Origin of the sequence: Streptomyces sp. NPDC060002 (assembly GCF_042737245.1) — a bacterium.
In the GTDB taxonomy this organism is placed as follows: domain Bacteria; phylum Actinomycetota; class Actinomycetes; order Streptomycetales; family Streptomycetaceae; genus Streptomyces.
This window is the reverse complement of sequence record NZ_JBHWUW010000044.1, coordinates 53,909-74,737: the sequence shown is the minus strand read 5'-3', so window position 1 is coordinate 74,737 and position 20,829 is coordinate 53,909. Positions and strand designations below refer to the sequence as shown.

Sequence of the window (20,829 nt, the reverse complement as noted above, 5' to 3'; positions counted from 1 at the left end):
GCGGCACCCCGGATCCGGGGTGCCGCCCATCGGCGTACTACGGCAGCGACTACTTGCGCATGACCTCGGGCTCGTGGCGGCGCAGGAAGCGGGCCACGAAGAAGCCGCAGATCACGCCGAGGACGATCAGCGCGGCCATGTCCAGGCCCCAGGCGCCGACGGTGTGCTCCCACAGCGGGTCCGTCCCGCCGCCGTCCTTGGGCGGGCTGATCTTGTTGAAGTCCAGCGTGGCGCCCGCGGCGGCGACCGCCCAGCGCGAGGGCATCAGGTACGAGAACTCGTTGACGCCGACCGCGCCGTTCAGGGCGAACAGGCAGCCGGTGAACACGACCTGGATGATCGCGAACATGACCAGCAGCGGCATGGTCTTCTCGGCCGTCTTCACCAGCGACGAGATGACCAGGCCGAACATCATCGAGGTGAAGCCCAGCGCCATGATCGGGATGGAGAGCTCGAACATGGTGGCGCTGCCGAGGACCAGGCCCTGCGTCGGGATCTCCCGGCTCGCGAAGCCGATCACGCCCACCATCAGACCCTGGAGCAGGGTGACCACGCCGAGCACGAACACCTTGGACATCAGGTACGCGGACCGGGACAGGCCGGTCGCGCGTTCCCGCTCGTAGATGACCCGTTCCTTGATGAGCTCGCGGACCGAGTTGGCCGCGCCCGCGAAGCAGGCGCCGACCGCGAGGATCAGCAGGACGGTGGTGGCCGTGCCGTTGGGGATGATCCGGCCGGTCTTCGGGTTGACCGGGTTGGGCAGCAGACTGTTCCCGGAGTCGATGAGCAGGCTCACCGCGCCGAGGACGGCCGGCAGGATCACCGTCAGGGCCAGGAAGCCCTTGTCGGAGGCGATCACCGAGGCGTAGCGGCACACCAGCGTGACGAACTGGGACATCCAGCCCTGCGGCTTCGGCGGCTTCATCGCCTGCATCGGCGGCATCTGTACGGACTGCGGCGCGATGGCGTCGATGTCCGCGGCGTACATCTGGTAGTGCTGCGAGCCCTTCCAGCGGCCCGCCCAGTCGTAGTCGCGGTAGTTCTCGAAGGCGGAGAAGACGTCGGCCCAGGTGTCGTAGCCGAAGAAGTTCAGCGCTTCCTCGGGCGGGCCGAAGTAGGCGACGGCACCGCCCGGCGCCATCACGAGCAGCTTGTCGCAGATCGCGAGTTCGGCCACCGAGTGCGTGACGACCAGGACCGTGCGGCCGTCGTCGGCGAGGCCGCGCAGCAGCTGCATGACATCGCGGTCCATGCCCGGGTCGAGGCCGGAGGTCGGCTCGTCCAGGAAGATCAGCGACGGCTTGGTGAGCAGCTCCAGAGCCACCGAGACGCGCTTGCGCTGGCCGCCGGAGAGGGAGGTGATCTTCTTCTCTTTGTGGATGTCCAGCTTGAGCTCGCGCAGCACCTCGTCGATGCGGGCGTCACGCTCGGCGCCCGTGGTGTCGGCGGGGAAGCGGAGCTTGGCCGCGTACTTGAGAGCCCTCTTTACGGTCAGTTCCTTGTGCAGGATGTCGTCCTGCGGGACCAGACCGATGCGCTGACGCAGCTCGGCGAACTGCTTGTACAGGTTCCGGTTGTCGTAGAGGACGTCGCCCTGGTTGGCCGGGCGGTAGCCCGTCAGTGCCTTGAGCAGGGTCGACTTGCCGGAACCGGAGGGTCCGATGACCGCGATCAGGGACTTCTCCGGGACACCGAAGGAGACGTCCTTCAGGATCTGCTTGCCGCCGTCGACCGTGACGGTCAGGTGGCGGGCCGAGAAGGAGACCTCACCGGTGTCGACGAACTCCTCGAGCCGGTCGCCGACGATCCGGAACGTCGAGTGGCCGACGCCGACGATGTCGGTGGGCCCCAGCTGGACCGAGCCGCCCTTGGGGATCGGCTGACCGTTGACGTAGGTGCCGTTGTGCGAGCCGAGGTCGCGGATCTCCATCCGGCCGTCGGGCGTCGAGTGGAACTCGGCGTGGTTCCGCGAGACCTGGAGGTCCGAGACGACCAGCTCGTTCTCCAGGGCACGGCCGATGCGCATCACGCGGCCGAGGGAGAACTGGTGGAACGTGGTCGGGCTGCGGTCTCCGTAGACCGGCGGCGCCCCCGCGCCTCCACCGGGCACCTTCTGCGCATACGGCTCGCTCGGCCCCTGCTGCTGCGGGACCTGCGGCGCGCCCTGCTGCGGCTGCTGCCATCCGGCCTGCGGCGCCTGCTGGGGCGGGGCCTGCTGGGCCCAGCCCGGGTTCGCGGCCTGCGCGGCGTACGGCTGCTGGGGCTGCGCGGCGGGCGCCTGCGTCCCCGAGAGGTTCAGGCGCGGCCCGTCGGTCGCGTTGCCCAGGTGCAACGCCGAGCCGGGGCCGATCTCCAGTTGATGGATCCGCTGCCCCTGCGCGAACGTGCCGTTGGTGCTCCCGTGGTCCTCGACGACCCAACTGCGCCCGTTGAAGCTGACCGTGGCGTGACGCCAGGAGACCCTGGCGTCGTCGAGGACGATGTCGCCCTGCGGATCACGTCCGAGGGTGTATGGCCTGGACGGGTCGAGCGTCCAGGTGCGTCCGTTCAATTCCAGTACGAGTTCCGGCACTCCAGCCCCACTGAGTTGTCCCCCGAGTTAGCCCCATCAACGGGGAGTCTAGGGATGTCGAACATCGGGGGGAACTATTTCAGTAGCGGCCCCCTGACCGAAAGTCGGGCCTTGTGAAGAGCGTGCGCGAGCGTATCGGCCGTTCCCGTTGACGGGGTTGAAACCGGCCCGGAGAGTGGTAAAGGCACGCGAGGGGGACGGAAGCGGCGATCTTCGCCGCCGCGCGCCGCGGATCGGGGGGTCTGCATGAGTGCCGGTACGGGTGTCGAAGGCAGTGGGAGCGCGGCACGCGGCAGGGGCGTGCCGTGGATCGACGTACTGCTGGCCGCGATCGCGGCGGTGAGCTGGGCGTTGATCGGGATGGCGGGGACGGCCGCGCTGGGGCTGCACCTCCTGGAGGCGGACTCCGCGGGCTCGTTGGGCCCGATGACGGCCGCGGTGGTCGCCCTGGCCGCCGGCGGCTCGGTGACTCCGTCGGGCGATGTGTCCGCTTTCGGGCTCACGGGTGCGGAGGCGAACACGGCCATCGAGATCACGCCATTGGGCGTGAGCCTGGTGGGTGCGCTGCTGCTGTCGTGGTTCTTCCTGCGGTCCCTGCGGACGACGGGGGTTGTGATCGCCCCGGCCGAACTCCTCGCCCGCGTCGGGGCGGTGGTCGCGCTGTACGTGGCGATGCTCGGCGGACTGGCCTGGGCGGGGCACGACGTCATCACGCTCGACGGGGGCGCGCTGGGGCTGGACGACCTGCCCGGCAACGGCGGTGGGGGCGGTGGCGGTCTGGAGATCCCCGGGCTCGGGGACATCGGCGGGCTGCTGCCCGACCGGCTCGGTGACCTCGTCGACGCGAAGGCCGCGGTCGGCTTCACCGTCGACACGGCGCCCACGCTGCTCGGCGGCCTCGGCTGGTCCCTCGGCATCCTGCTGATCGCGCTGCTGGCCTCGCGCCGCACGCCGCTGCCGAGCGGCTGGGAGGCGGTGCACCGCGTGGTGCGGCCCGCGGTGTCCGCCGTCGTGACCGTGCTGCTGGTGGCCGTGGCGGCCGGGTTCGCCGCGGCGGCGTACGCGGCGATCGGCGACGACCACCCGAAGCGGATCGCGGGGGCGGCGCTGCTCGGCGCGCCGAACGGGGTCTGGCTGGGCATCCCGATCGGCCTGTTCGTCCCCTGGGACGGCCGGGCGACGGGCGCGCTGACGAGCGTCCTGCCGGACCCGCTGGACGATCTGCTGGGCGTCGGCACCGAGCAGCCGGTGACGCTGGGCCGCCTCGCGGAGCTGGACGGACGGGTGTGGCTGCTGGGCGTGGCGGCGGCGCTGATGATGCTGCTGGCGGGGGTGCTGGCGGCGGTGCGGACGCCGGTGGGGTCGACGGTGCGGACGCCGGTGGGGTCGACGGTGCGGACGCCGGTGGGGTCGGCGGTGGGGTCGACGGGGCATGCGCCGGCCGCGAGGGCTGGGTCCAAGGCGGCCTCGAGGGGCGGCGGGTCGGGAGCGGGGGCCGGGGGCGGGCACGGAACCGGTGCGGTCGGGTTCGCCGGGCGGTGTGCCGTGCGGCTGGGGGCGGCGACCGCCGTGGCGTTGCCGTTGACCGCCTGGTTGACGAACGTCTCCGTGGACGCCTCGCTGTCCGTGCTGGGGTTCGACGCCTTCGGGGCCGGGATCGAGCTGCACGGGCATCTCGGTGCCGCGTTGCTGCTGGGTGCCGGGTGGGGTGCGGGGGCGGGGGCCGCCGGTGGGCTGCTGGCATGGGCCACGGGGGCCGCCGGGCGGCGGGCGGCGCCACTGGCACGGAGTGACCCGGGTGGCACTGCGGGCCCCGGCGGGGGCCCGGGGCGTTCGGGGCGCCCGGACGACCTGGCCGGGCCGTACGCGCCGAGCGCACCGGCGTACCGGCCACCGAATCCTGCGACCAATCCCTACCTGCGGGTTCCGGAGGAGTTGCGGGAGTCGCGGGACGCACGGCCGGAGCGGGCTCGGCCCGAGCGGTCCAGGGGGGACAGGAGCGGGCAGTCGAGGCCGTACGAGAGCTCCCGGCTCGACGAGCCCCCCTCGGGCGACGGGCGGCCGCCCGTCGGGCCGCCGGGGGCGGACGACGTCTACGGCGCTCCGACGGTGGTCCGGCCGCTCGGGCCGCCGCCCCGGTCCGGGCGCCGGCCTCCCGGCCCGCGTCCCGGTGAGCGGCCGGCGCCCGGACCGCAGGAGGGTCCGCCGCCTCCGCCACCACCGCCCCCTCCGCCCCCTCCCGCTCCTCCCAGGGGGCCCAGGACGCCTGGGGGACCGCAGTGAGGGGCCAGGGCCGAAACGCCCGCGGAACGCCCGCAGCCGGCCGTTGAGGAGCACGCCGCCTCGCCGTCATCCACTGTTCCCCGTCCGTCAGGCGGACCTCGGCGGCGCGCGGCACTGGGTGCCGGATACGGTGGGTACACCATGAGCGCTTTGCAGACTTCGTCCTCTGACGTCCCCACGCTCCTTGTCAAGATCTTCGGCAAGGACAGGCCGGGCATCACGGCCGGCCTTTTCGACACCCTCGCCGCCTTCTCCGTCGACGTGGTCGACATCGAGCAGGTCGTCACCCGCGGCCGGATGGTGCTGTGCGCGCTCGTGACCGAGCCGCCGGCCGGTCTCGAGGGGGACCTGCGGTCGACGGTCCACAGCTGGGCCGAGTCGATGAAGATGCAGGCCGAGATCATCTCCGGCCTCGGTGACAACCGGCCGCGCGGCCTCGGCCGGTCGCTGGTCACCGTGCTCGGGCATCCGCTCACCGCGCAGGCCACCGCGGCGGTGGCTGCGAAGATCACGAAGGCCGGCGGGAACATCGACCGTATCTTCCGGCTGGCCAAGTACCCCGTCACCGCCGTCGAGTTCGCCGTCTCCGGCGTGAAGACCGAGCCCCTGCGCACCGCCCTGGTCACGGACGCGGCGGCGCTGGGGGTGGACGTCGCGGTGGTGGACGCGGGCCTGTACCGGCGGGCCCAGCGGCTCGTCGTCATGGACGTCGACTCCACCCTGATCCAGGACGAGGTGATCGAGCTCTTCGCCGCGCACGCCGGCTGTGAGGACGAGGTCGCCGAGGTGACGGCGGCCGCGATGCGTGGTGAGCTCGACTTCGAGCAGTCGCTGCACGCGCGCGTGGCGCTGCTGGCGGGACTGGACGCCTCGGTCGTGGACAAGGTGCGCGCCGAGGTCCGGCTGACGCCGGGCGCGCGCACGCTGATCCGGACGCTGAAGCGGCTCGGATACCAGGTGGGGGTCGTCTCCGGCGGCTTCACCCAGGTGACCGACGATCTTCAGGAGCGGCTCGGCCTGGACTTCGCGCAGGCCAACACGCTGGAGATCGTCGACGGCAGGCTGACGGGCCGGGTCACCGGCGAGATCGTGGACCGCGCGGGCAAGGCGCGGCTGCTGCGCCGGTTCGCCGCCGAGGCGGGCGTACCGCTCTCGCAGACCGTGGCGATCGGCGACGGCGCCAATGATCTGGACATGCTCAACGCGGCCGGTCTCGGGGTCGCCTTCAACGCCAAGCCGGTGGTGCGCGAGGCGGCGCACACGGCGGTGAACGTGCCGTTCCTGGACACCGTGCTGTACCTGCTCGGCATCACCCGCGAAGAGGTCGAGGCCGCGGAGACGCACGACGAGCAGTAGCTCGCGCGGGCGGAGCGAAGAAACAGAAGAAACAGGGGCACCGGCGCACGGACGCGGGGGCGCCCCCGAGAAACGAGGAGGGCCCGGCGCCGTCGCGGCGCCGGGCCCTCGCGTGTGCCGGGTGGGTCACTCGGAGGGCGCCCAGTAGTCGAGCAGCGTGGCCACGCCCGGTTCCAGGGACTTCCAGGGGCCGTCGAAGGACAGGACGGCGAAGGCGGCGGCCGGGAATCCGCGGCGGCCCATCCGCTCGCCCGCGTCGCCGTCGCTCCGGCCGGAGAGGATGTCGGCGAGACCCTGGATGCCCGGGTTGTGGCCGATCAGGACGAGGTCACTCACGTCGTCGGGTGTTTCGTTGAGCAGGGCGATCAGCTCACCCGGCGAGGCCTCGTAGATCCGCTCCTCGTAGACGGTTTTCGGCCGCTGCGGGAACTCCTGGACGGCGAGCTTCCATGTCTCACGGGTGCGGGCCGCGGTGGAGCAGACGGCCAGGTCGAGGGGGATACCGCTGTCGACCAGTTTGCGTCCGGCGACGGCGGCGTCCTTACGCCCCCGGTCAGCGAGCGGACGCTCATGGTCGGTCACCTGCGGCCAGTCGGCTTTCGCATGACGGAGGAGGACGATCCTGCGGGGTTCTGCGACGCTCATGAGTCCCAGCTTCGCATGAAACAGGCCATGGGGCGCAGGGAGTTGACATGCGGCTTCACCAGCGGTCCTGAGCTGCGCCCTAGCGGGTGATCAGCTGGTGCACGCGCTCGACGAGGTGGGTGATCGCCGGGTCGCCGGTGGCCGCGTGGGCGTCGGCGGGGTTCAGTATCAGCACCAGAAGGCTGATGAAGGCGAGCGTCGGGAGGGCGAGGGCCCACCAGGGCAGCCAGGTGTCGACGCCGCCCGGGGTGGCCGGGTGGGGCCGGGTGTGCGTAGGGGCCGACATGGGTGCCTCCGCTGTCTTCGAGTGGTCCGTGGACCTTGGCAGGTGACCCGCGTCCTGCGGTCACACCTCGAAGTTACGGAATCGGCGGCCCCCAACCCATCCGGTGATCCACCCACTTGACCCTGACCCTCACCCCCTAGGGGACAGGGGGGTTAACCCCACCCCGGTCGCTCGGACGGGTTCACGGCGGGGCCGATTCGGCCGGTCGTCACGGCCGGACCGTCAGGGCGAGGCGATGGTCGCGATGACGGCGATGACGACGAAGATGGCGAAGAACGCGCCGAAGACGATCAGCATCTTCTTCTGGCCGTTCCGGGGGTTCGGGTCGAGCACTGGCATACGGCAAGTCTCGCACCCCGCGTCCCCGGCGGTTCCCCGGGGGTCAGCGGGCGGCTTCCTCCTCCACGGTGCGGTCCCGGCCTGCCAGGACGCCCACGACCGTCTGCGGGACCATCAGGGCCGCCATCAGCGCGAGGGGCAGGCCCCAGCCGCCGCTGTGCTGGTAGAGCACCCCCACCAGGAGCGGGCCGGGGATGGAGATCAGATAGCCGGTGCTCTGCGCGAACGCCGACAGCTGAGCCACACCCGCGCCGGTCCTGGCGCGCATCCCGACCATCGTGAGGGCCAGCGGGAAGGCGCAGTTGGCGATGCCGAGCAGCAGGGCCCAGGCCCAGGCTCCGCCGGCCGGCGCGAGGTACAGGCCGGCGTATCCGACGAGGCCGCAGCCGCCGAGCGCGAGCACGATCGGGCCCTGGTGCGGCAGCCGGGTGGCGACGCGTGGGATGACGAAGGCCAGCGGCACGCCCATCGCCATCGTCACGGCGAGGAGCAGTCCGGCCGTGCTGGCGGGCACTCCGGCGTCCCGGAAGATCTGCGGCATCCAGCCCATGGTGATGTAGGCGGCGGTGGCCTGCAGGCCGAAGAAGACGGCGAGCGCCCAGGCGGTACGGCTGCGGGTGACGCGCAGCGGGGCGGCCGACGGCTGCGCCGCGCGCGCGGGGGCCTGCGGGGCGGACCGCGGGCCCCGCTGCTGCCGCTCCCCCGCCGTACCCGTGCCGTCCGGTGCCGTTCCGCGGTCCCGTGCGAGCGGCAGCCAGGGCAGGACGGCCGCCGCCGCGAGGCCCGCCCACAGCGCGAGTCCGGTCTGCCAACTGCCGCCCAGCGCCTCGGTCATGGGCACGGTGACGGCGGCGGCGGTGGCGGTGCCCAGGGCGAGGGCCATCGAGTACAGGCCGGTCATGGTGCCGACCCGGTCGGGGAAGTGGCGCTTGACGATGGCCGGCATCAGGACGTTGCTGACGGCGATGCCCATGAGGGCGAGGGCACTGGCGGCGAGGAATCCTGCCGTGCCGCCCGCGTAGGGGCGCAGGAGCAGCCCTGCCGTGATGGCGACCATGCCGGCGCACACCACCGCGCCCGGCCCGAAGCGGCGGGCGAGACGGGGCGCCATGACGCCGAAGACGGCGAAGCAGAGCGGGGGCACGGAGGTGAGGAGTCCGGCGACGCTGCCGCTCATGCCGAGTCCGTCGCGCACCTCTTCGAGGAGGGCGCCCAGGCTCGTGATGGCGGGCCGGAGGTTGAGGGCGGCCAGCACTATGCCGACGACGAGCAGCCTGGTGCGCCGGCTCCACGCGCGCGTGGAGCTTCGCGGGGGCTCGTCCTCCGCCGAGGTGCGGATGGGCGGGGGTGTCGTCGTCCGGGTCTGCTCGCCAGCCATGCCGACCATCATAGAATCATAGGATGATTGGTTGTCCATGCCCGGGCTCCCCTCGGCCGCCCCAGCCGTGCGAAGGTGTGCCATGCCCCTGAGCCATCCCCGCCGCTCGGCGCTGTCCGAGCAGGTCATCGCCGCGCTGCGCACCCAGATCACCTCGGGCGAGTGGCCGGTCGGCGCACGCATCCCCACGGAGCCCGAGCTGGTCGAACAGCTGGGCGTCGCCCGCAACACGGTCCGCGAGGCCGTCCGGGCGCTCGCGCACAACGGGCTGCTGGACATCCGGCAGGGCTCTGGCACCTACGTCGCGGCGACCAGCGAGCTGGCGGGCGTGATGCACCGTCGCTTCGTCGACGCCGACCCCGGGCACATCGCCGAGCTGCGCGCCACGCTGGAGTCGAGTGCGGCGAAGCTGGCGGCCGGACGGCGCACGGAGAAGGACCTCAAGCAGCTGGACACGCTCCTCCTGCGACGCGAGGAGGCCTGGGACTCGGGCGACACGGAGGCGTTCGTGACGGCGGACGCGACCTTCCACCTGGCGGTGGTGGCGGCCTCCCACAACGACGTCATGACCGCGATGTACGCCGACCTCGGCGAGGTGCTGCGGGACTGGCTGCGCGAGGACGTCGGCGAGGAGCTGACGCCGGAGACGTACATGGACCACACGCGGCTGGTGGACGCGATCCGCGCGGGCGACGCGGAGGCCGCCGCCGTCGAGGCGGCCGGCTATCCCTTGCTGTGCCGGCCCGGACGGTTCACCGCTTCTGATGGCTGACCCAGGCCGAGCGGACCTCCTTCCAGCAGCGGCCGGCGAGCCGTACGGTCTGGGCGGGGCCCGCGTCGACGGGGGTGCCGTCGGTGTCGAGATCCCACCAGCGGTCGCACTCGATGTGCAGGCGGACACGGTCGGTGTCGGCGTAGGGGTTGTGGCAGTGGGCGACGACGCGGGAACCGAGGATCTCGGTGCGGCACTCCGCGCCGAACGGTTCCTCGGGTGCGGCGGTGGCCTTCCGGGCCGCCACGCGTGCGTGCGGCAGGGCGTCGTACGGCAGCGACAGGACGAGACAGACGGCGACGGTCACTGGGGCCAGGCTGCGAGACAGGCGCACAAGGGGACCTCCTCGGCCGTGCTGGGGAGGAAAGCGCGGTAAGGAACCCGCGCTTCAGAGTGCCTTGCCGGGGCACTCCCCCGCCTGGCCGGTGAGCCGAACGGGTGACGCCCCGTTCCCCCACGCGCGGGCGGGGGACGGGGCGTCGACGGCGTGTCGGTGATCAGGCTCCGATGGCGTGCAGACCACCGTCGACGTGCACGATCTCGCCCGTGGTCTTCGGGAACCAGTCGCTCAGCAGGGCGACGACGCCGCGGCCGGCCGGCCCCGGGTCGTTGAGGTCCCACTCCAGCGGGGCGCGGTCGTCCCACACGGAGGCCAGCTCGGAGAAGCCCGGGATGGACTTGGCCGCCATGGAACCGATGGGACCGGCGGAGACCAGGTTGCAGCGGATGTTCTGCTTGCCCAGGTCACGCGCCATGTAGCGGCTGGTGGCCTCCAGGGCCGCCTTGGCGGGGCCCATCCAGTCGTACTGCGGCCAGGCGAACGAGGCGTCGAAGGTGAGGCCGACGACCGAGCCGCCGTTCTGCATCAGCGGCAGGCAGGCCATGGTGAGCGACTTCAGGGAGAACGCCGAGACGTGCATGGCCGTGGCGACCGACTCGAACGGCGTGTTGAGGAAGTTGCCGCCCATGGCGTCCTGCGGCGCGAAGCCGATGGAGTGCACGACGCCGTCGAGACCGCCGAGCTCCTCGCCGACGATGTCGGCCAGCCGGCCGAGGTGCTCGTCGTTCGTCACGTCGAGCTCGATGACCTTGGTGGGCTTCGGCAGCTTCTTGGCGATGCGCTCGGTCAGCGTGGGCCGCGGGAACGCGGTCAGGATGATCTCGGCGCCCTGCTCCTGGGCCAGCTTGGCGGTGTGGAAGGCGATGGAGGACTCCAGCAGCACGCCGGTGATCAGGACGCGCTTGCCCTCGAGAATTCCGCTCATGGTGATCAGTGACCCATTCCCAGTCCGCCGTCAACGGGGATGACGGCTCCAGTGATGTACGAGGCGTCGTCCGAGGCGAGGAACCGCACCGTCGCGGCGATCTCCTCCGGCTGCGCGTACCGGCCGAGCGGGACCTGCGAGACGATGCCCGCGCGCTGCTCGTCGGTGAGCACCTTGGTCATGTCGGTGTCGACGAAGCCGGGCGCGACGACGTTGAAGGTGATGTTGCGCGATCCCAGCTCACGGGCGAGGGAACGCGCGAAGCCGACCAGGGCGGCCTTGGAGGCGGCGTAGTTCGCCTGCCCGGCGGAGCCGAGCAGTCCCACGACCGAGGAGATCAGGACGACACGGCCCTTCTTGGCGCGCAGCATGGCGCGGTTCGCGCGCTTGACCACGCGGAAGGTGCCGGTGAGGTTGGTGTCGATGACCGAGGTGAAGTCCTCCTCGGACATGCGCATCAGGAGCTGGTCCTTGGTGACGCCTGCGTTGGCGATCAGGACCTCCACGGGGCCGTGCTCGGCCTCGATCTCCTTGTAGGCCTGCTCCACCTGCTCGGAGTCGGTGATGTCGCACTTGACCGCGAAGAAGCCGGCCGGTGGCTCGCCCGAGCGGTACGTGATCGCGACCTTGTCGCCGGCATCGGCGAACGCGCGGGCGATGGCGAGGCCGATGCCCCGGTTTCCTCCGGTGACGAGAACCGAGCGGCTCAACGGATCACCCTTTCGATAGGGGGCTGACGCACCCGCCCGAACACTGGAGGGCAGGTGACTTCCCTCGAAACCTATCGGTCTGCCTCGTCCGACGGACATTCGGGCACCGACAGTGGCTCACCGGACTGGCTGTCGGGTCTCTACAGAAAGTTTGCGGAAGCGGGGCGGAAACGTGTGGTCCGGGGCTGCCGGGCGCGACATGATCGAGGCCTTCACACGTGACGACACCAGGGAGACACGTAGGTGCCCCACAGCATCGATGAGAGTTTCACGGCCCTACCCCTACGCGCCCTCGCCGACGCCGCTCTCGCACGCGCGCGTGCGCTGGGCGCGGAGCACGCGGACTTCCGGTTCGAGCGGGTGCGCAGCGCTTCCTGGCGACTGCGGGACGCCAAGCCCTCCGGGTCCTCCGACACGACCGACCTCGGGTACGCGGTGCGCGTGGTGCACGGCGGTACGTGGGGGTTCGCGTCCGGCGTGGATCTGACGATGGACGCCGCGGCCCGGGTCGCCTCGCAGGCGGTGGCGATGGCCAAGCTGTCCGCCCAGGTGATCAAGGCCGCCGGTTCGGACGAGCGGGTGGAGCTGGCCGACGAGCCGGTGCACGCCGACAGGACGTGGATCTCGTCCTACGAGATCGACCCGTTCACCGTCCCCGACGGGGAGAAGGCGGCGCTGCTCGCGGACTGGAGCGCGCGGCTGCTGGCGGCGAACGGCATCAACCACGTGGACGCCTCGCTGCTCACCGTCCACGAGAACAAGTTCTACGCCGACACGGCCGGGACGGTGACCACCCAGCAGCGGGTGCGGCTGCACCCGGCGCTGACCGCGGTGTCGGTCGACGAGTCGAGCGGCGAGTTCGACTCGATGCGCACGATCGCGCCGCCCGCCGGCCGCGGCTGGGAGTACCTCACGGGCACCGGGTGGGACTGGGACGAGGAACTCGACCGGATCCCGGAGCTGCTCGCCGAGAAGATGCGGGCGCCGAGCGTCGAGCCGGGGCTGTACGACCTGGTCGTCGACCCGTCGAACCTGTGGCTGACCATCCACGAGTCCATCGGCCACGCCACCGAGCTGGACCGGGCCCTCGGCTACGAGGCCGCCTACGCCGGCACCTCCTTCGCCACCTTCGACCAGCTCGGCAAGCTGCGCTACGGCTCGGACCTGATGAACGTCACGGGTGACCGCACCGCCGAGCACGGCCTGGCGACCGTCGGCTACGACGACGAGGGCGTCGAGGGACAGTCCTGGGACCTCGTGAAGGACGGCACGCTCGTCGGCTACCAGCTGGACCGGCGGATCGCGAAGCTGACCGGGTTCGAGCGGTCCAACGGGTGCGCCTTCGCCGACTCCCCCGACCATGTCCCGGTGCAGCGCATGGCCAACGTGTCGTTGCGGCCGGATCCGGCCGGGATGTCGACCGAGGGTCTCATCGGCAGCGTCGACCGGGGCATCTACGTCGTCGGCGACCGGTCCTGGTCCATCGACATGCAGCGCTACAACTTCCAGTTCACCGGGCAGCGGTTCTTCCGGATCGAGAACGGGCGGATCACCGGCCAGCTGCGGGACGTGGCCTACCAGGCGACGACCACCGACTTCTGGGGCTCGATGGCGGCGGTCGGCGGCCCGCAGACGTACGTCCTCGGCGGGGCCTTCAACTGCGGCAAGGCTCAGCCGGGCCAGGTCGCGGCGGTGTCGCACGGCTGCCCGTCGGCCCTCTTCAAGGGAGTCAACATCCTCAACACCACGCAGGAGGCCGGTCGATGAGCGCGGGCACCAAGAAGGGGCAGCAGCCGCACGAGATCGTCGAGCGCGCCCTCGAACTGTCGCGGGCCGACGGCTGTGTCGTGATCGCCGACGAACAGTCGACGGCGAACCTGCGCTGGGCCGGCAACGCGCTCACCACCAACGGCGTCACGCGCGGGCGCACGCTCACCGTGATCGCCACGGTCGACGGCAAGGAGGGCACCGCCTCCGGTGTCGTCTCGCGGGCCGCCGTCACCGCGGACGAGCTGGAGTCCCTCGTACGGGCCGCCGAGGCCGCCGCTCAGGGCGCCGGCCCCGCCGAGGACGCGCAGCCGCTGGTCAGCGGCGTGGCGCGGTCCCCCGAGTTCACCGAGGCGCCCGCGGAGACCACGTCGGCGGTGTTCGCCGACTTCGCGCCCGCCCTGGGTGAGGCGTTCGCACGCGCGCGTGCGGGCGGTCGCGAGCTGTACGGGTTCGCCAACCACGAGCTGGTCTCGACGTACCTGGGCACGTCGACCGGACTGCGGCTGCGGCACGACCAGCCGAAGGGGACGCTGGAGCTCAACGCCAAGTCCCCGGACCGGACCCGCTCGGCGTGGGCCGGGCGCTCGACCCGGGACTTCAAGGACGTCGACCCGGCGGCGCTCGACGCCGAACTGGCCGTACGGCTGGGCTGGGCGGAGCGGCGGATCGAGCTGCCCGCCGGCCGGTACGAGACGCTGCTGCCGCCGACCGCGGTGGCGGACCTGATGATCTACCAGCTGTGGTCGGCGTCCGGCCGTGACGCCACCGAGGGCCGGACGGTGTTCTCCCAGCCCGGCGGCGGCACCCGGCTCGGCGAGAAGCTGTCCGACCTGCCGCTGACTCTGCGCAGCGACCCGAACGAGCCGGGTCTGGAGGCCCCGCCGTTCGTCATCGCGCACTCCTCCGGCGGCGACCAGTCGGTCTTCGACAACGGCCTGCCCGTGCGGCCCACCGAGTGGATCGCGGCGGGCGAGCTGAAGCACTTGACGACCACCCGGCACAGCGCGTCCCTGACCGGCCTGCCGGTGGCTCCCGGGGCCGACAACCTGATCCTGGACGGCGGCGAGGACCGCTCCCTGGAGGAGATGGTCGCGAGCACCGGGCGCGGGCTGCTGCTGACCTGCCTGTGGTACATCCGCGAGGTCGACCCGGCGACCCTGCTCCTCACCGGCCTGACCCGGGACGGCGTCTACCTGGTGGAGAACGGCGAGGTCGTCGGCGAGGTGAACAACTTCCGCTTCAACGAGTCGCCGGTCGGCCTGCTGGGGCGGGCGACGGAGGCGGGGCGCACGGAAAAGACGCTGCCCCGGGAGTGGAGCGACTGGTTCACTAGGGCTGCGATGCCTGCGCTGAGGGTGCCGGACTTCAATATGAGCTCTGTCAGTCAGGGCGTATAACCTCGTAACCGGTGGTCGCTCGACCCCGATCACAGCCTGAAGATCATCAAGGAGATACGAGAACCGTGACGGACATCGTCGACGAACTGCAGTGGCGCGGGCTGATCGCCCTCTCCACTGACGAGGACGCATTGCGCAAGGCGTTCGCGGACGGTCCCGTCACGTTCTATTGCGGCTTCGACCCGACCGCGCCCAGCCTGCACCTCGGCAACCTCGTGCAGATCCTGACGATGCGCAGGATCCAGCAGGCGGGCAACCGTCCGCTGGGTCTGGTCGGGGGCGCCACCGGGCTGATCGGCGACCCGAAGCCCACCGCGGAGCGGACGCTGAACTCGCCCGAGGTCGTCGCCCAGTGGGTCGAGCGGCTGCGCGCGCAGATCGCGCCGCTGCTCGACTTCGAGGGCCCGAACGCGGCGGTCATGGTCAACAACCTGGACTGGACGCAGGGTCTGTCGGCCATCGAGTTCCTGCGGGACGTCGGCAAGCACTTCCGCGTCAACAAGATGATCGCCAAGGAGGCCGTCTCCCGGCGGCTCAACTCCGACGCGGGCATCGGCTACACCGAGTTCAGCTACCAGATCCTCCAGGGCATGGACTTCCTGGAGCTGTTCCGGCGGCACGGCTGCACGCTCCAGACCGGCGGCAGCGACCAGTGGGGCAACCTCACCTCGGGCACCGACCTGATCCACAGGGTGGAGTCCGACGCCGTGGTGCACGCGCTGGCCACCCCGCTGATCACCAAGGCGGACGGCACCAAGTTCGGCAAGACGGAGTCCGGCACGATCTGGCTCGACCCCGAGATGACCACGCCGTACGCCTTCTACCAGTTCTGGCTGAACGCGGACGACCGGGACGTGTCGAAGTTCCTGCGCATCTTCAGCTTCAGGTCCCACACCGAGATCGAGGAGCTGGAGCGGCAGACCGAGGAGCGTCCGCAGGCCCGGGCCGCTCAGCGCGCGCTGGCCGAGGAGCTGACGACGCTGGTGCACGGCGCCGACCAGACGGCCGCCGTGGTCGCCGCGTCCAAGGCCCTCTTCGGCCAGGGCGAGCTCGGACTGCTCGACGACCGGACGCTGGCCGCGGCACTCTCCGAGGTGCCGCACATCCGGGTCGCCGAGCTCGGACCGGTCGTGGACCTGTTCGCCGAGGTCGGTCTGGCGGCCAGCAAGTCCGCCGCGCGGCGGACCGTGAAGGAGGGCGGGGCCTACGTGAACAACGTCAAGGTCACCGCGGAGGACTCCGTCCCGGCGAAGGAGGAGCTCATCCACGGGCGGTGGCTGGTGCTGCGGCGCGGGAAGAAGAACCTGGCCGCCGTCGAGGTCACCGAGGTCTGAGTGCCGCGCTTCCGCTCCGCGGGTGGCACATGCGGGTGCGCCGCAGGGGTGCGGGTCTCTGCCGGCCGCGGCTTTCGTCGTGGGTTGTCGCGCGGTTTCCCGCGCCCCTCCCGGGCGCCCCGCTCAGGCCTGGTGCTTCCTCTTGCCCAGCGTCGCCATGTAGAGCATGTCGCCCAGGGCGACGATGATGATCGCGGCGATCAGCTGGAACAGGTGGCGGCTCCAGTCGATGCCGGACGTCTCCTCGACCCCTGCCGCGCGGGCGATCGAGTTGCCCACGATCGCGCCCAGCATGCCGAAGATGGTGGTCAGCCAGAGCGGGCTGTGCTGCTTGCCCGGGATGATCGCCTTCGCGATCAGGCCCAGCACGAATCCCACGATGATCGCCCACAACCAGCCCATGGCTGCCTCCTTGTACGGCTCTACGTGAGCATTGCACCCAAGTCTCGGTCCGCTCGCCGTACGGCGCATGTCGGGTACGGCCATACGCGGGAGGACGCAGAACGTTCGCCCGGGCGGTGGGCGACCCGGTCTCGAAGGCGGCGCAGTCGCGGCGTAACGTGGACGGTGTCCGGGCCCGGCTCCCCGATCGGGTGCGGGCCGGAGAGGGCCGAGGGCCAAGGCCGATGCGGGCGGACGGTGGAATGCGATGCGGAAGCAGGGTGGCGGCGGCAACGTCCAGGTGTTCCGGATCACCGGTGCGCGACAGGGACTCCAGGACGACGTGCGGGGCCGGCAACGGCGGTACATCATCTCGATGTCGATCCGTACGCTGTCGGTGATCCTCGCGGCGACGTTGTGGAACGTGGAACGGCACGTGGCTGTCGTGGCGTTGGTCCTGGGGGTGGTACTCCCCTATATCTCGGTGGTGATCGCCAACGCGGGGCGGGAGAACGTGCCTTCGCTTCCCTCCACCTTCCTGACCGTGCCGGTGCGAACCATGATCGCGCCGCCGCGCGACGAGGGTGAATCCGTCGGCTCCGTCCCGCAAGAGGAGGGCTTCGCGGAACCTCTCCGGAAGGAGCCGGCGCCCGATCCGGCTGAGCGTCAGCCGTGAAAAGACCATGAACAGGCTGGGCTCCAAGCTCAGGAAAAGCTCAGATCAATCATGTTGTTCCAGTGCCGTGGGCGCCGTGGGCCGTGACATACTTCGTACGCGCTCCGCATCCCCCGTCGGAGCGACGGACCGACGCCGGGCAGCTCCCCCCGTGGCTGCTCGGCGTCGCCTTTGTGTGCGTGTGGTGAGACAAGTCTGTGAGTGACGAGACCCCGATCTGTTCTGCCAAGGGCTGCCGTGTCGACGCGGTATGGGTGCTGGCGTGGAACAACCCGAAACTGCATACGCCGGAGCGGCGCAAGACGTGGCTCGCGTGCGAGGAGCACCGGGAGCATCTGTCGCAGTTCCTCGGCGTCCGGGGCTTCCTCAAGGACGTCGTCCCGCTGACCGAGTGGGAGTCCCCGGAAGCTCCCTAGCCGCCGATCGCCGACATCGGCCGGTCCGGCTGGAGGAACGTCGGGTCGTCCAGGCCCGAGCCCGCCTTCTTGCCCCACATCGCCAGCCGCCAGATACGGGCTATCTCCTCGTCGGGGGCGCCGGAGCGCAGGGCCGCTCGCAGGTCGGTCTCCTCGCGGGCGAAGAGGCAGGTGCGGACCTGGCCGTCGGCCGTGAGGCGGGTGCGGTCGCAGGCGGCGCAGAACGGGCGGGTGACGGAGGCGATGACGCCCACCCGGTGCGGTCCGCCGTTCACCAGCCAGCGTTCGGCCGGGGCGGAGCCACGCTCCCCCTCGCCCTCGGCGGTGAGGTCGAAGCGGGTGCGCAGGGAGGCCAGGATGTCCCCGGCCGTGACCATGCCCTCGCGCTTCCAGCCGTGCTGGGCGTCCAGGGGCATCTGCTCGATGAAACGCAGCTCGTAGTCGTGCTCGACGGCCCAGGCGAGGAGGTCCGGGGCCTCGTCCTCGTTCAGGCCGGGCATCAGGACCGAGTTGACCTTCACCGGGGTCAGGCCTGCCTCGCGGGCGGCTTCGAGGCCTTCGAGGACATCCTTGTGACGGTCCCGGCGGGTGAGGGTCTTGAAGACGTCGGGGCGCAGGGTGTCGAGGGAGACGTTGACCCGGTCCAGGCCCGCCGCTTCGAGGGCGGTGGCGGTGCGGCGCAGGCCGATGCCGTTCGTCGTGAGGGACATCTGGGGGCGGGGCGTCAGGGCCGCGACCCGCTCGACGATGCCGACCAGGCCCGGGCGCAGCAGGGGCTCGCCTCCCGTGAAGCGGACCTCCTCGATGCCGAGCGTGGAGACCGCTATGCCGATCAGACGGACGATCTCGTCGTCGTCGAGGAGGTCGGGCTTGGCCAGCCACTGCAGGCCCTCCTCGGGCATGCAGTAGGTGCAGCGCAGGTTGCACCGGTCGGTCAGCGAGACCCTCAGGTCGGTGGCCACTCGGCCATAGGTGTCGATGAGCACGTGGGCCCCCTCCCTCGTAGCGGTCGCGTGTCCTTCTCCGTCACTTGCGAGCCTACGTGACACCGGTGACAACGACAGTGCCCGATCACACGAGATCCCAGGAAGCGGGACGCGGCCACGTCGTAGGGAGCTACGACGCGGCCGCGGGGGCGTGGTCAGCGGTTGCTCAGTGGGCTCCGGTGCCGGTGAGGGAGCGGACCTCCAGCTCGGCGTACTTGCCCTTGTCGGGCTCCTCCTTCGACAGCAGGGTGCCTACGACGCCCAGCAGGAAGCCGACCGGGATCGAGATGATGCCCGGGTTCTCCAGCGGGAACCAGTGGAAGTCGGCGTCCGGGAACATCGAGGTGGGCTTGCCCGAGACGACCGGCGAGAACAGCACCAGGCCGACCGCGGTGACCAGTCCGCCGTAGATCGACCACAGGGCTCCGGAGGTGGTGAACCGCTTCCAGAAGAGGCTGTAGAGGATCGTCGGGAGGTTGGCCGAGGCGGCGACCGCGAAGGCGAGGGCGACCAGGCCGGCGACGTTGAGGTCGCGGGCGAGGGCGCCCAGGAGGATGGAGACGGCGCCGATGCCCACGGTGGCGTAGCGGGCCGCGTTGATCTCCTGTTTCTCGGTGGCGGTGCCCTTCTTGATGACGTTGGCGTAGATGTCGTGGGCGAAGGACGAGGACGACGCCAGGGTGAGTCCCGCGACGACCGCGAGGATGGTGGCGAAGGCGACCGCCGAGATGGTGGCCAGCAGGATCGCGCCCCAGTTGGAGTCGACGCCGCCGAGATGGAGCGCGAGCAGGGGCGCCGCGGTGTTGCCCGCCTTGTTGGAGGCGGTGATCTCGTCCGGTTTGATCAGCGCGGCGGCGCCGAAGCCGAGGGCGAGGGTCATCAGGTAGAAGGCGCCGATCAGGCCGATGGCCCACAGGACCGACTTACGGGCGGCCTTGGCGGTGGGCACGGTGTAGAAGCGGATCAGGATGTGCGGCAGGCCGGCGGTGCCCAGGACCAGGGCGATTCCCAGGGAGATGAAGTCCAGTTTGGTGGTGCCGGTGGCGCCGTACTTCAGGCCGGGCTCCAGGAAGGCCGCGCCCTTGCCGCTGTTGTCGGCGGCCGAGCCGAGCAGGTCGGAGAGGTTGAAGTCGAACTTCAGCAGGACCAGGAAGGTGAGCAGCAGGGCGCCGGCGATGAGCAGGACCGCCTTGACCATCTGGACCCAGGTGGTGCCCTTCATACCGCCGATCGTCACGTAGACGATCATCAGGACGCCGACCAGCGCGACGATGCCGACCTTGCCGCTGTCGCTGGTGATGCCCAGCAGCAGGGAGACCAGGACGCCCGCGCCGGCCATCTGGGCCAGCAGGTAGAAGATCGACACCACGATGGTGGAGGTGCCGGCCGCCGTGCGGACGGGCCGCTGGCGCATGCGGTACGCCAGGACGTCGCCCATCGTGTAGCGGCCGGAGTTGCGCAGCGGCTCGGCGACCAGGAGCAGGGCGACCAGCCAGGCGACCAGGAAGCCGATGGAGTACAGGAAGCCGTCGTAGCCGAAGAGGGCGATGGCCCCCGCGATGCCGAGGAAGGACGCGGCGGACATGTAGTCGCCGGAGACGGCGAGGCCGTTCTGGAAGCCGGTGAACTGGCGGCCGCCGGCGTAGAAGTCGGCGGCGTCCTTGGTCTGGCGGCCGGCCCAGATGGTGATGACGAGGGTCGCGGCGACGAACACCGAGAACAGGATGATGATCAGCGTGCGGTGCTCGCTGGCCTCGCCTGCGGCGAGCAGGGTGTGCTGTGCGGGGCTCATGCTCCGCCCTCCATCCGGGACTTGATGGCCTCGGCCTTGGGGTCGAACCGCGCGGCGGCGGTCCGCGCGTACCACCAGGCGATGAGGAAGGTGGTGAGGAACTGGGCGAGGCCGAGGGCCATGGCCACGTTGAAGTTGCCGAAGAGCTTGGTGCCCATGAAGTCGCCCGCGTAGCTGGACAGCAGGACGTACAGCAGGTACCAGACGATGAAGGCGACGGTCAGCGGGAAGGCGAAGTTGCGGTAGGAGCCGCGCAGTTCACCGAACTCCGCGCTCTCCTGCACCGCGACGAACTCCTCGGTGGACGGGAGTCGGGTTGGGGATTTCGAGGGGGGCGGTGTCTCGGTGGCCACGAAGTCTCCTCGTTGCGGATGCGGGTCGGACGGCGGAAGGAGGCGAGGGTCCTCTCGCTCCCTGCCCAAGGTCACGGCGCCGCACAAGGACGGGTTCAACGCGTCGGGCGGGTTTGTC

20 protein-coding genes are annotated in these 20,829 nt (G+C 70.9%); 8 read left to right on the top strand and 12 right to left on the bottom strand.

What is annotated here, in order from left to right:
• Positions 1–49: 49 nt before the first annotated feature.
• Positions 50–2,572, bottom strand: a complete 2,523-nt coding sequence (locus ACFWBD_RS30690; RefSeq protein WP_385673791.1) for an FHA domain-containing protein — start codon at positions 2,570–2,572, stop codon at positions 50–52.
• Between the two features lie 246 nt (positions 2,573–2,818).
• Between ACFWBD_RS30690 and ACFWBD_RS30685 the strand changes: the two genes are divergently transcribed.
• Together ACFWBD_RS30685 and serB are read left to right on the top strand one after the other, a co-directional pair.
• Positions 2,819–4,855 (top strand): streptophobe family protein, encoded by a 2,037-nt coding sequence (locus tag ACFWBD_RS30685; protein WP_385673788.1) that lies wholly within the window; start codon positions 2,819–2,821, stop codon positions 4,853–4,855.
• Between the two features lie 141 nt (positions 4,856–4,996).
• The gene (serB, locus tag ACFWBD_RS30680; protein WP_385673785.1) at positions 4,997–6,211 is read left to right on the top strand and encodes a phosphoserine phosphatase SerB; all 1,215 of its coding nucleotides are present in this window, start codon (positions 4,997–4,999) and stop codon (positions 6,209–6,211) included.
• Between the two features lie 126 nt (positions 6,212–6,337).
• Here the strand turns inward: serB and ACFWBD_RS30675 are convergent, their stop codons facing one another.
• The 4 genes from ACFWBD_RS30675 to ACFWBD_RS30660 form a co-directional block, all read right to left on the bottom strand.
• Positions 6,338–6,856 carry a SixA phosphatase family protein gene (locus ACFWBD_RS30675; RefSeq protein WP_385673782.1) on the bottom strand — a complete coding sequence of 173 codons (519 nt, stop codon included), beginning with the start codon at positions 6,854–6,856 and terminating at the stop codon, positions 6,338–6,340.
• A 79-nt stretch (positions 6,857–6,935) separates the two neighbouring features.
• Complete coding sequence (locus tag ACFWBD_RS30670) at positions 6,936–7,142, bottom strand: hypothetical protein (protein ID WP_385673779.1); 207 nt, start codon at positions 7,140–7,142, stop codon at positions 6,936–6,938.
• A 222-nt stretch (positions 7,143–7,364) separates the two neighbouring features.
• Positions 7,365–7,481 (bottom strand): SGM_5486 family transporter-associated protein, encoded by a 117-nt coding sequence (locus tag ACFWBD_RS30665; RefSeq protein WP_385673776.1) that lies wholly within the window; start codon positions 7,479–7,481, stop codon positions 7,365–7,367.
• Positions 7,482–7,524: 43 nt separating this feature from the next.
• Positions 7,525–8,871 (bottom strand): CynX/NimT family MFS transporter, encoded by a 1,347-nt coding sequence (locus ACFWBD_RS30660; RefSeq protein WP_385673773.1) that lies wholly within the window; start codon positions 8,869–8,871, stop codon positions 7,525–7,527.
• 70 nt (positions 8,872–8,941) lie between these two features.
• Between ACFWBD_RS30660 and ACFWBD_RS30655 the strand changes: the two genes are divergently transcribed.
• Positions 8,942–9,631 carry a FadR/GntR family transcriptional regulator gene (locus tag ACFWBD_RS30655; RefSeq protein ID WP_385673770.1) on the top strand — a complete coding sequence of 230 codons (690 nt, stop codon included), beginning with the start codon at positions 8,942–8,944 and terminating at the stop codon, positions 9,629–9,631.
• Here the strand turns inward: ACFWBD_RS30655 and ACFWBD_RS30650 are convergent.
• From ACFWBD_RS30650 to fabG, 3 genes are all read right to left on the bottom strand, one after another.
• The gene (locus tag ACFWBD_RS30650) at positions 9,612–9,965 is read right to left on the bottom strand and encodes a hypothetical protein (protein ID WP_385673767.1); all 354 of its coding nucleotides are present in this window, start codon (positions 9,963–9,965) and stop codon (positions 9,612–9,614) included. The two genes, ACFWBD_RS30655 and ACFWBD_RS30650, sit on opposite strands and share 20 nt — an antisense overlap.
• A 163-nt stretch (positions 9,966–10,128) precedes the next feature.
• Positions 10,129–10,896: an enoyl-ACP reductase FabI gene (gene fabI, locus ACFWBD_RS30645; protein ID WP_142269636.1), complete on the bottom strand. Its 768-nt coding sequence runs from the start codon at positions 10,894–10,896 to the stop codon at positions 10,129–10,131.
• 5 nt (positions 10,897–10,901) lie between these two features.
• Positions 10,902–11,606, bottom strand: a complete 705-nt coding sequence (gene fabG / locus ACFWBD_RS30640) for a 3-oxoacyl-[acyl-carrier-protein] reductase (protein WP_020130402.1) — start codon at positions 11,604–11,606, stop codon at positions 10,902–10,904.
• Between the two features lie 243 nt (positions 11,607–11,849).
• On the opposite strand from fabG, the gene ACFWBD_RS30635 reads away from it, so the two are divergent.
• From ACFWBD_RS30635 to tyrS, 3 genes are all read left to right on the top strand, one after another.
• The gene (locus ACFWBD_RS30635; RefSeq protein WP_385673763.1) at positions 11,850–13,373 is read left to right on the top strand and encodes a TldD/PmbA family protein; all 1,524 of its coding nucleotides are present in this window, start codon (positions 11,850–11,852) and stop codon (positions 13,371–13,373) included.
• Complete coding sequence (locus ACFWBD_RS30630; RefSeq protein ID WP_385673760.1) at positions 13,370–14,773, top strand: metallopeptidase TldD-related protein; 1,404 nt, start codon at positions 13,370–13,372, stop codon at positions 14,771–14,773. Before ACFWBD_RS30635 ends, ACFWBD_RS30630 begins: the two co-directional genes overlap by 4 nt.
• Before the next feature lie 65 nt (positions 14,774–14,838).
• Positions 14,839–16,107 carry a tyrosine--tRNA ligase gene (gene tyrS, locus ACFWBD_RS30625; RefSeq protein ID WP_385673757.1) on the top strand — a complete coding sequence of 423 codons (1,269 nt, stop codon included), beginning with the start codon at positions 14,839–14,841 and terminating at the stop codon, positions 16,105–16,107.
• Positions 16,108–16,230: 123 nt separating this feature from the next.
• Here tyrS and ACFWBD_RS30620 read toward each other — a convergent pair whose 3' ends face one another.
• Positions 16,231–16,509, bottom strand: a complete 279-nt coding sequence (locus ACFWBD_RS30620; protein WP_385673754.1) for a GlsB/YeaQ/YmgE family stress response membrane protein — start codon at positions 16,507–16,509, stop codon at positions 16,231–16,233.
• 247 nt (positions 16,510–16,756) lie between these two features.
• Here ACFWBD_RS30620 and ACFWBD_RS30615 point away from each other — a divergent pair, with 247 nt between their 5' ends.
• Positions 16,757–17,164 carry a DUF3099 domain-containing protein gene (locus ACFWBD_RS30615; protein ID WP_385673751.1) on the top strand — a complete coding sequence of 136 codons (408 nt, stop codon included), beginning with the start codon at positions 16,757–16,759 and terminating at the stop codon, positions 17,162–17,164.
• Positions 17,165–17,361: 197 nt separating this feature from the next.
• Complete coding sequence (locus ACFWBD_RS30610) at positions 17,362–17,580, top strand: hypothetical protein (RefSeq protein ID WP_385673748.1); 219 nt, start codon at positions 17,362–17,364, stop codon at positions 17,578–17,580.
• Here ACFWBD_RS30610 and moaA read toward each other — a convergent pair.
• From moaA to ACFWBD_RS30595, 3 genes are all read right to left on the bottom strand, one after another.
• Complete coding sequence (gene moaA, locus ACFWBD_RS30605) at positions 17,577–18,566, bottom strand: GTP 3',8-cyclase MoaA (RefSeq protein WP_385673745.1); 990 nt, start codon at positions 18,564–18,566, stop codon at positions 17,577–17,579. The two genes, ACFWBD_RS30610 and moaA, sit on opposite strands and share 4 nt — an antisense overlap.
• A 166-nt stretch (positions 18,567–18,732) precedes the next feature.
• Entirely contained in the window at positions 18,733–20,358 is a 1,626-nt protein-coding gene (locus tag ACFWBD_RS30600) for a cation acetate symporter (RefSeq protein ID WP_385673742.1), read from the bottom strand.
• Positions 20,355–20,711 (bottom strand): DUF485 domain-containing protein, encoded by a 357-nt coding sequence (locus tag ACFWBD_RS30595; RefSeq protein ID WP_385673739.1) that lies wholly within the window; start codon positions 20,709–20,711, stop codon positions 20,355–20,357. Before ACFWBD_RS30595 ends, ACFWBD_RS30600 begins: the two co-directional genes overlap by 4 nt.
• Positions 20,712–20,829 lie beyond the last annotated feature (118 nt).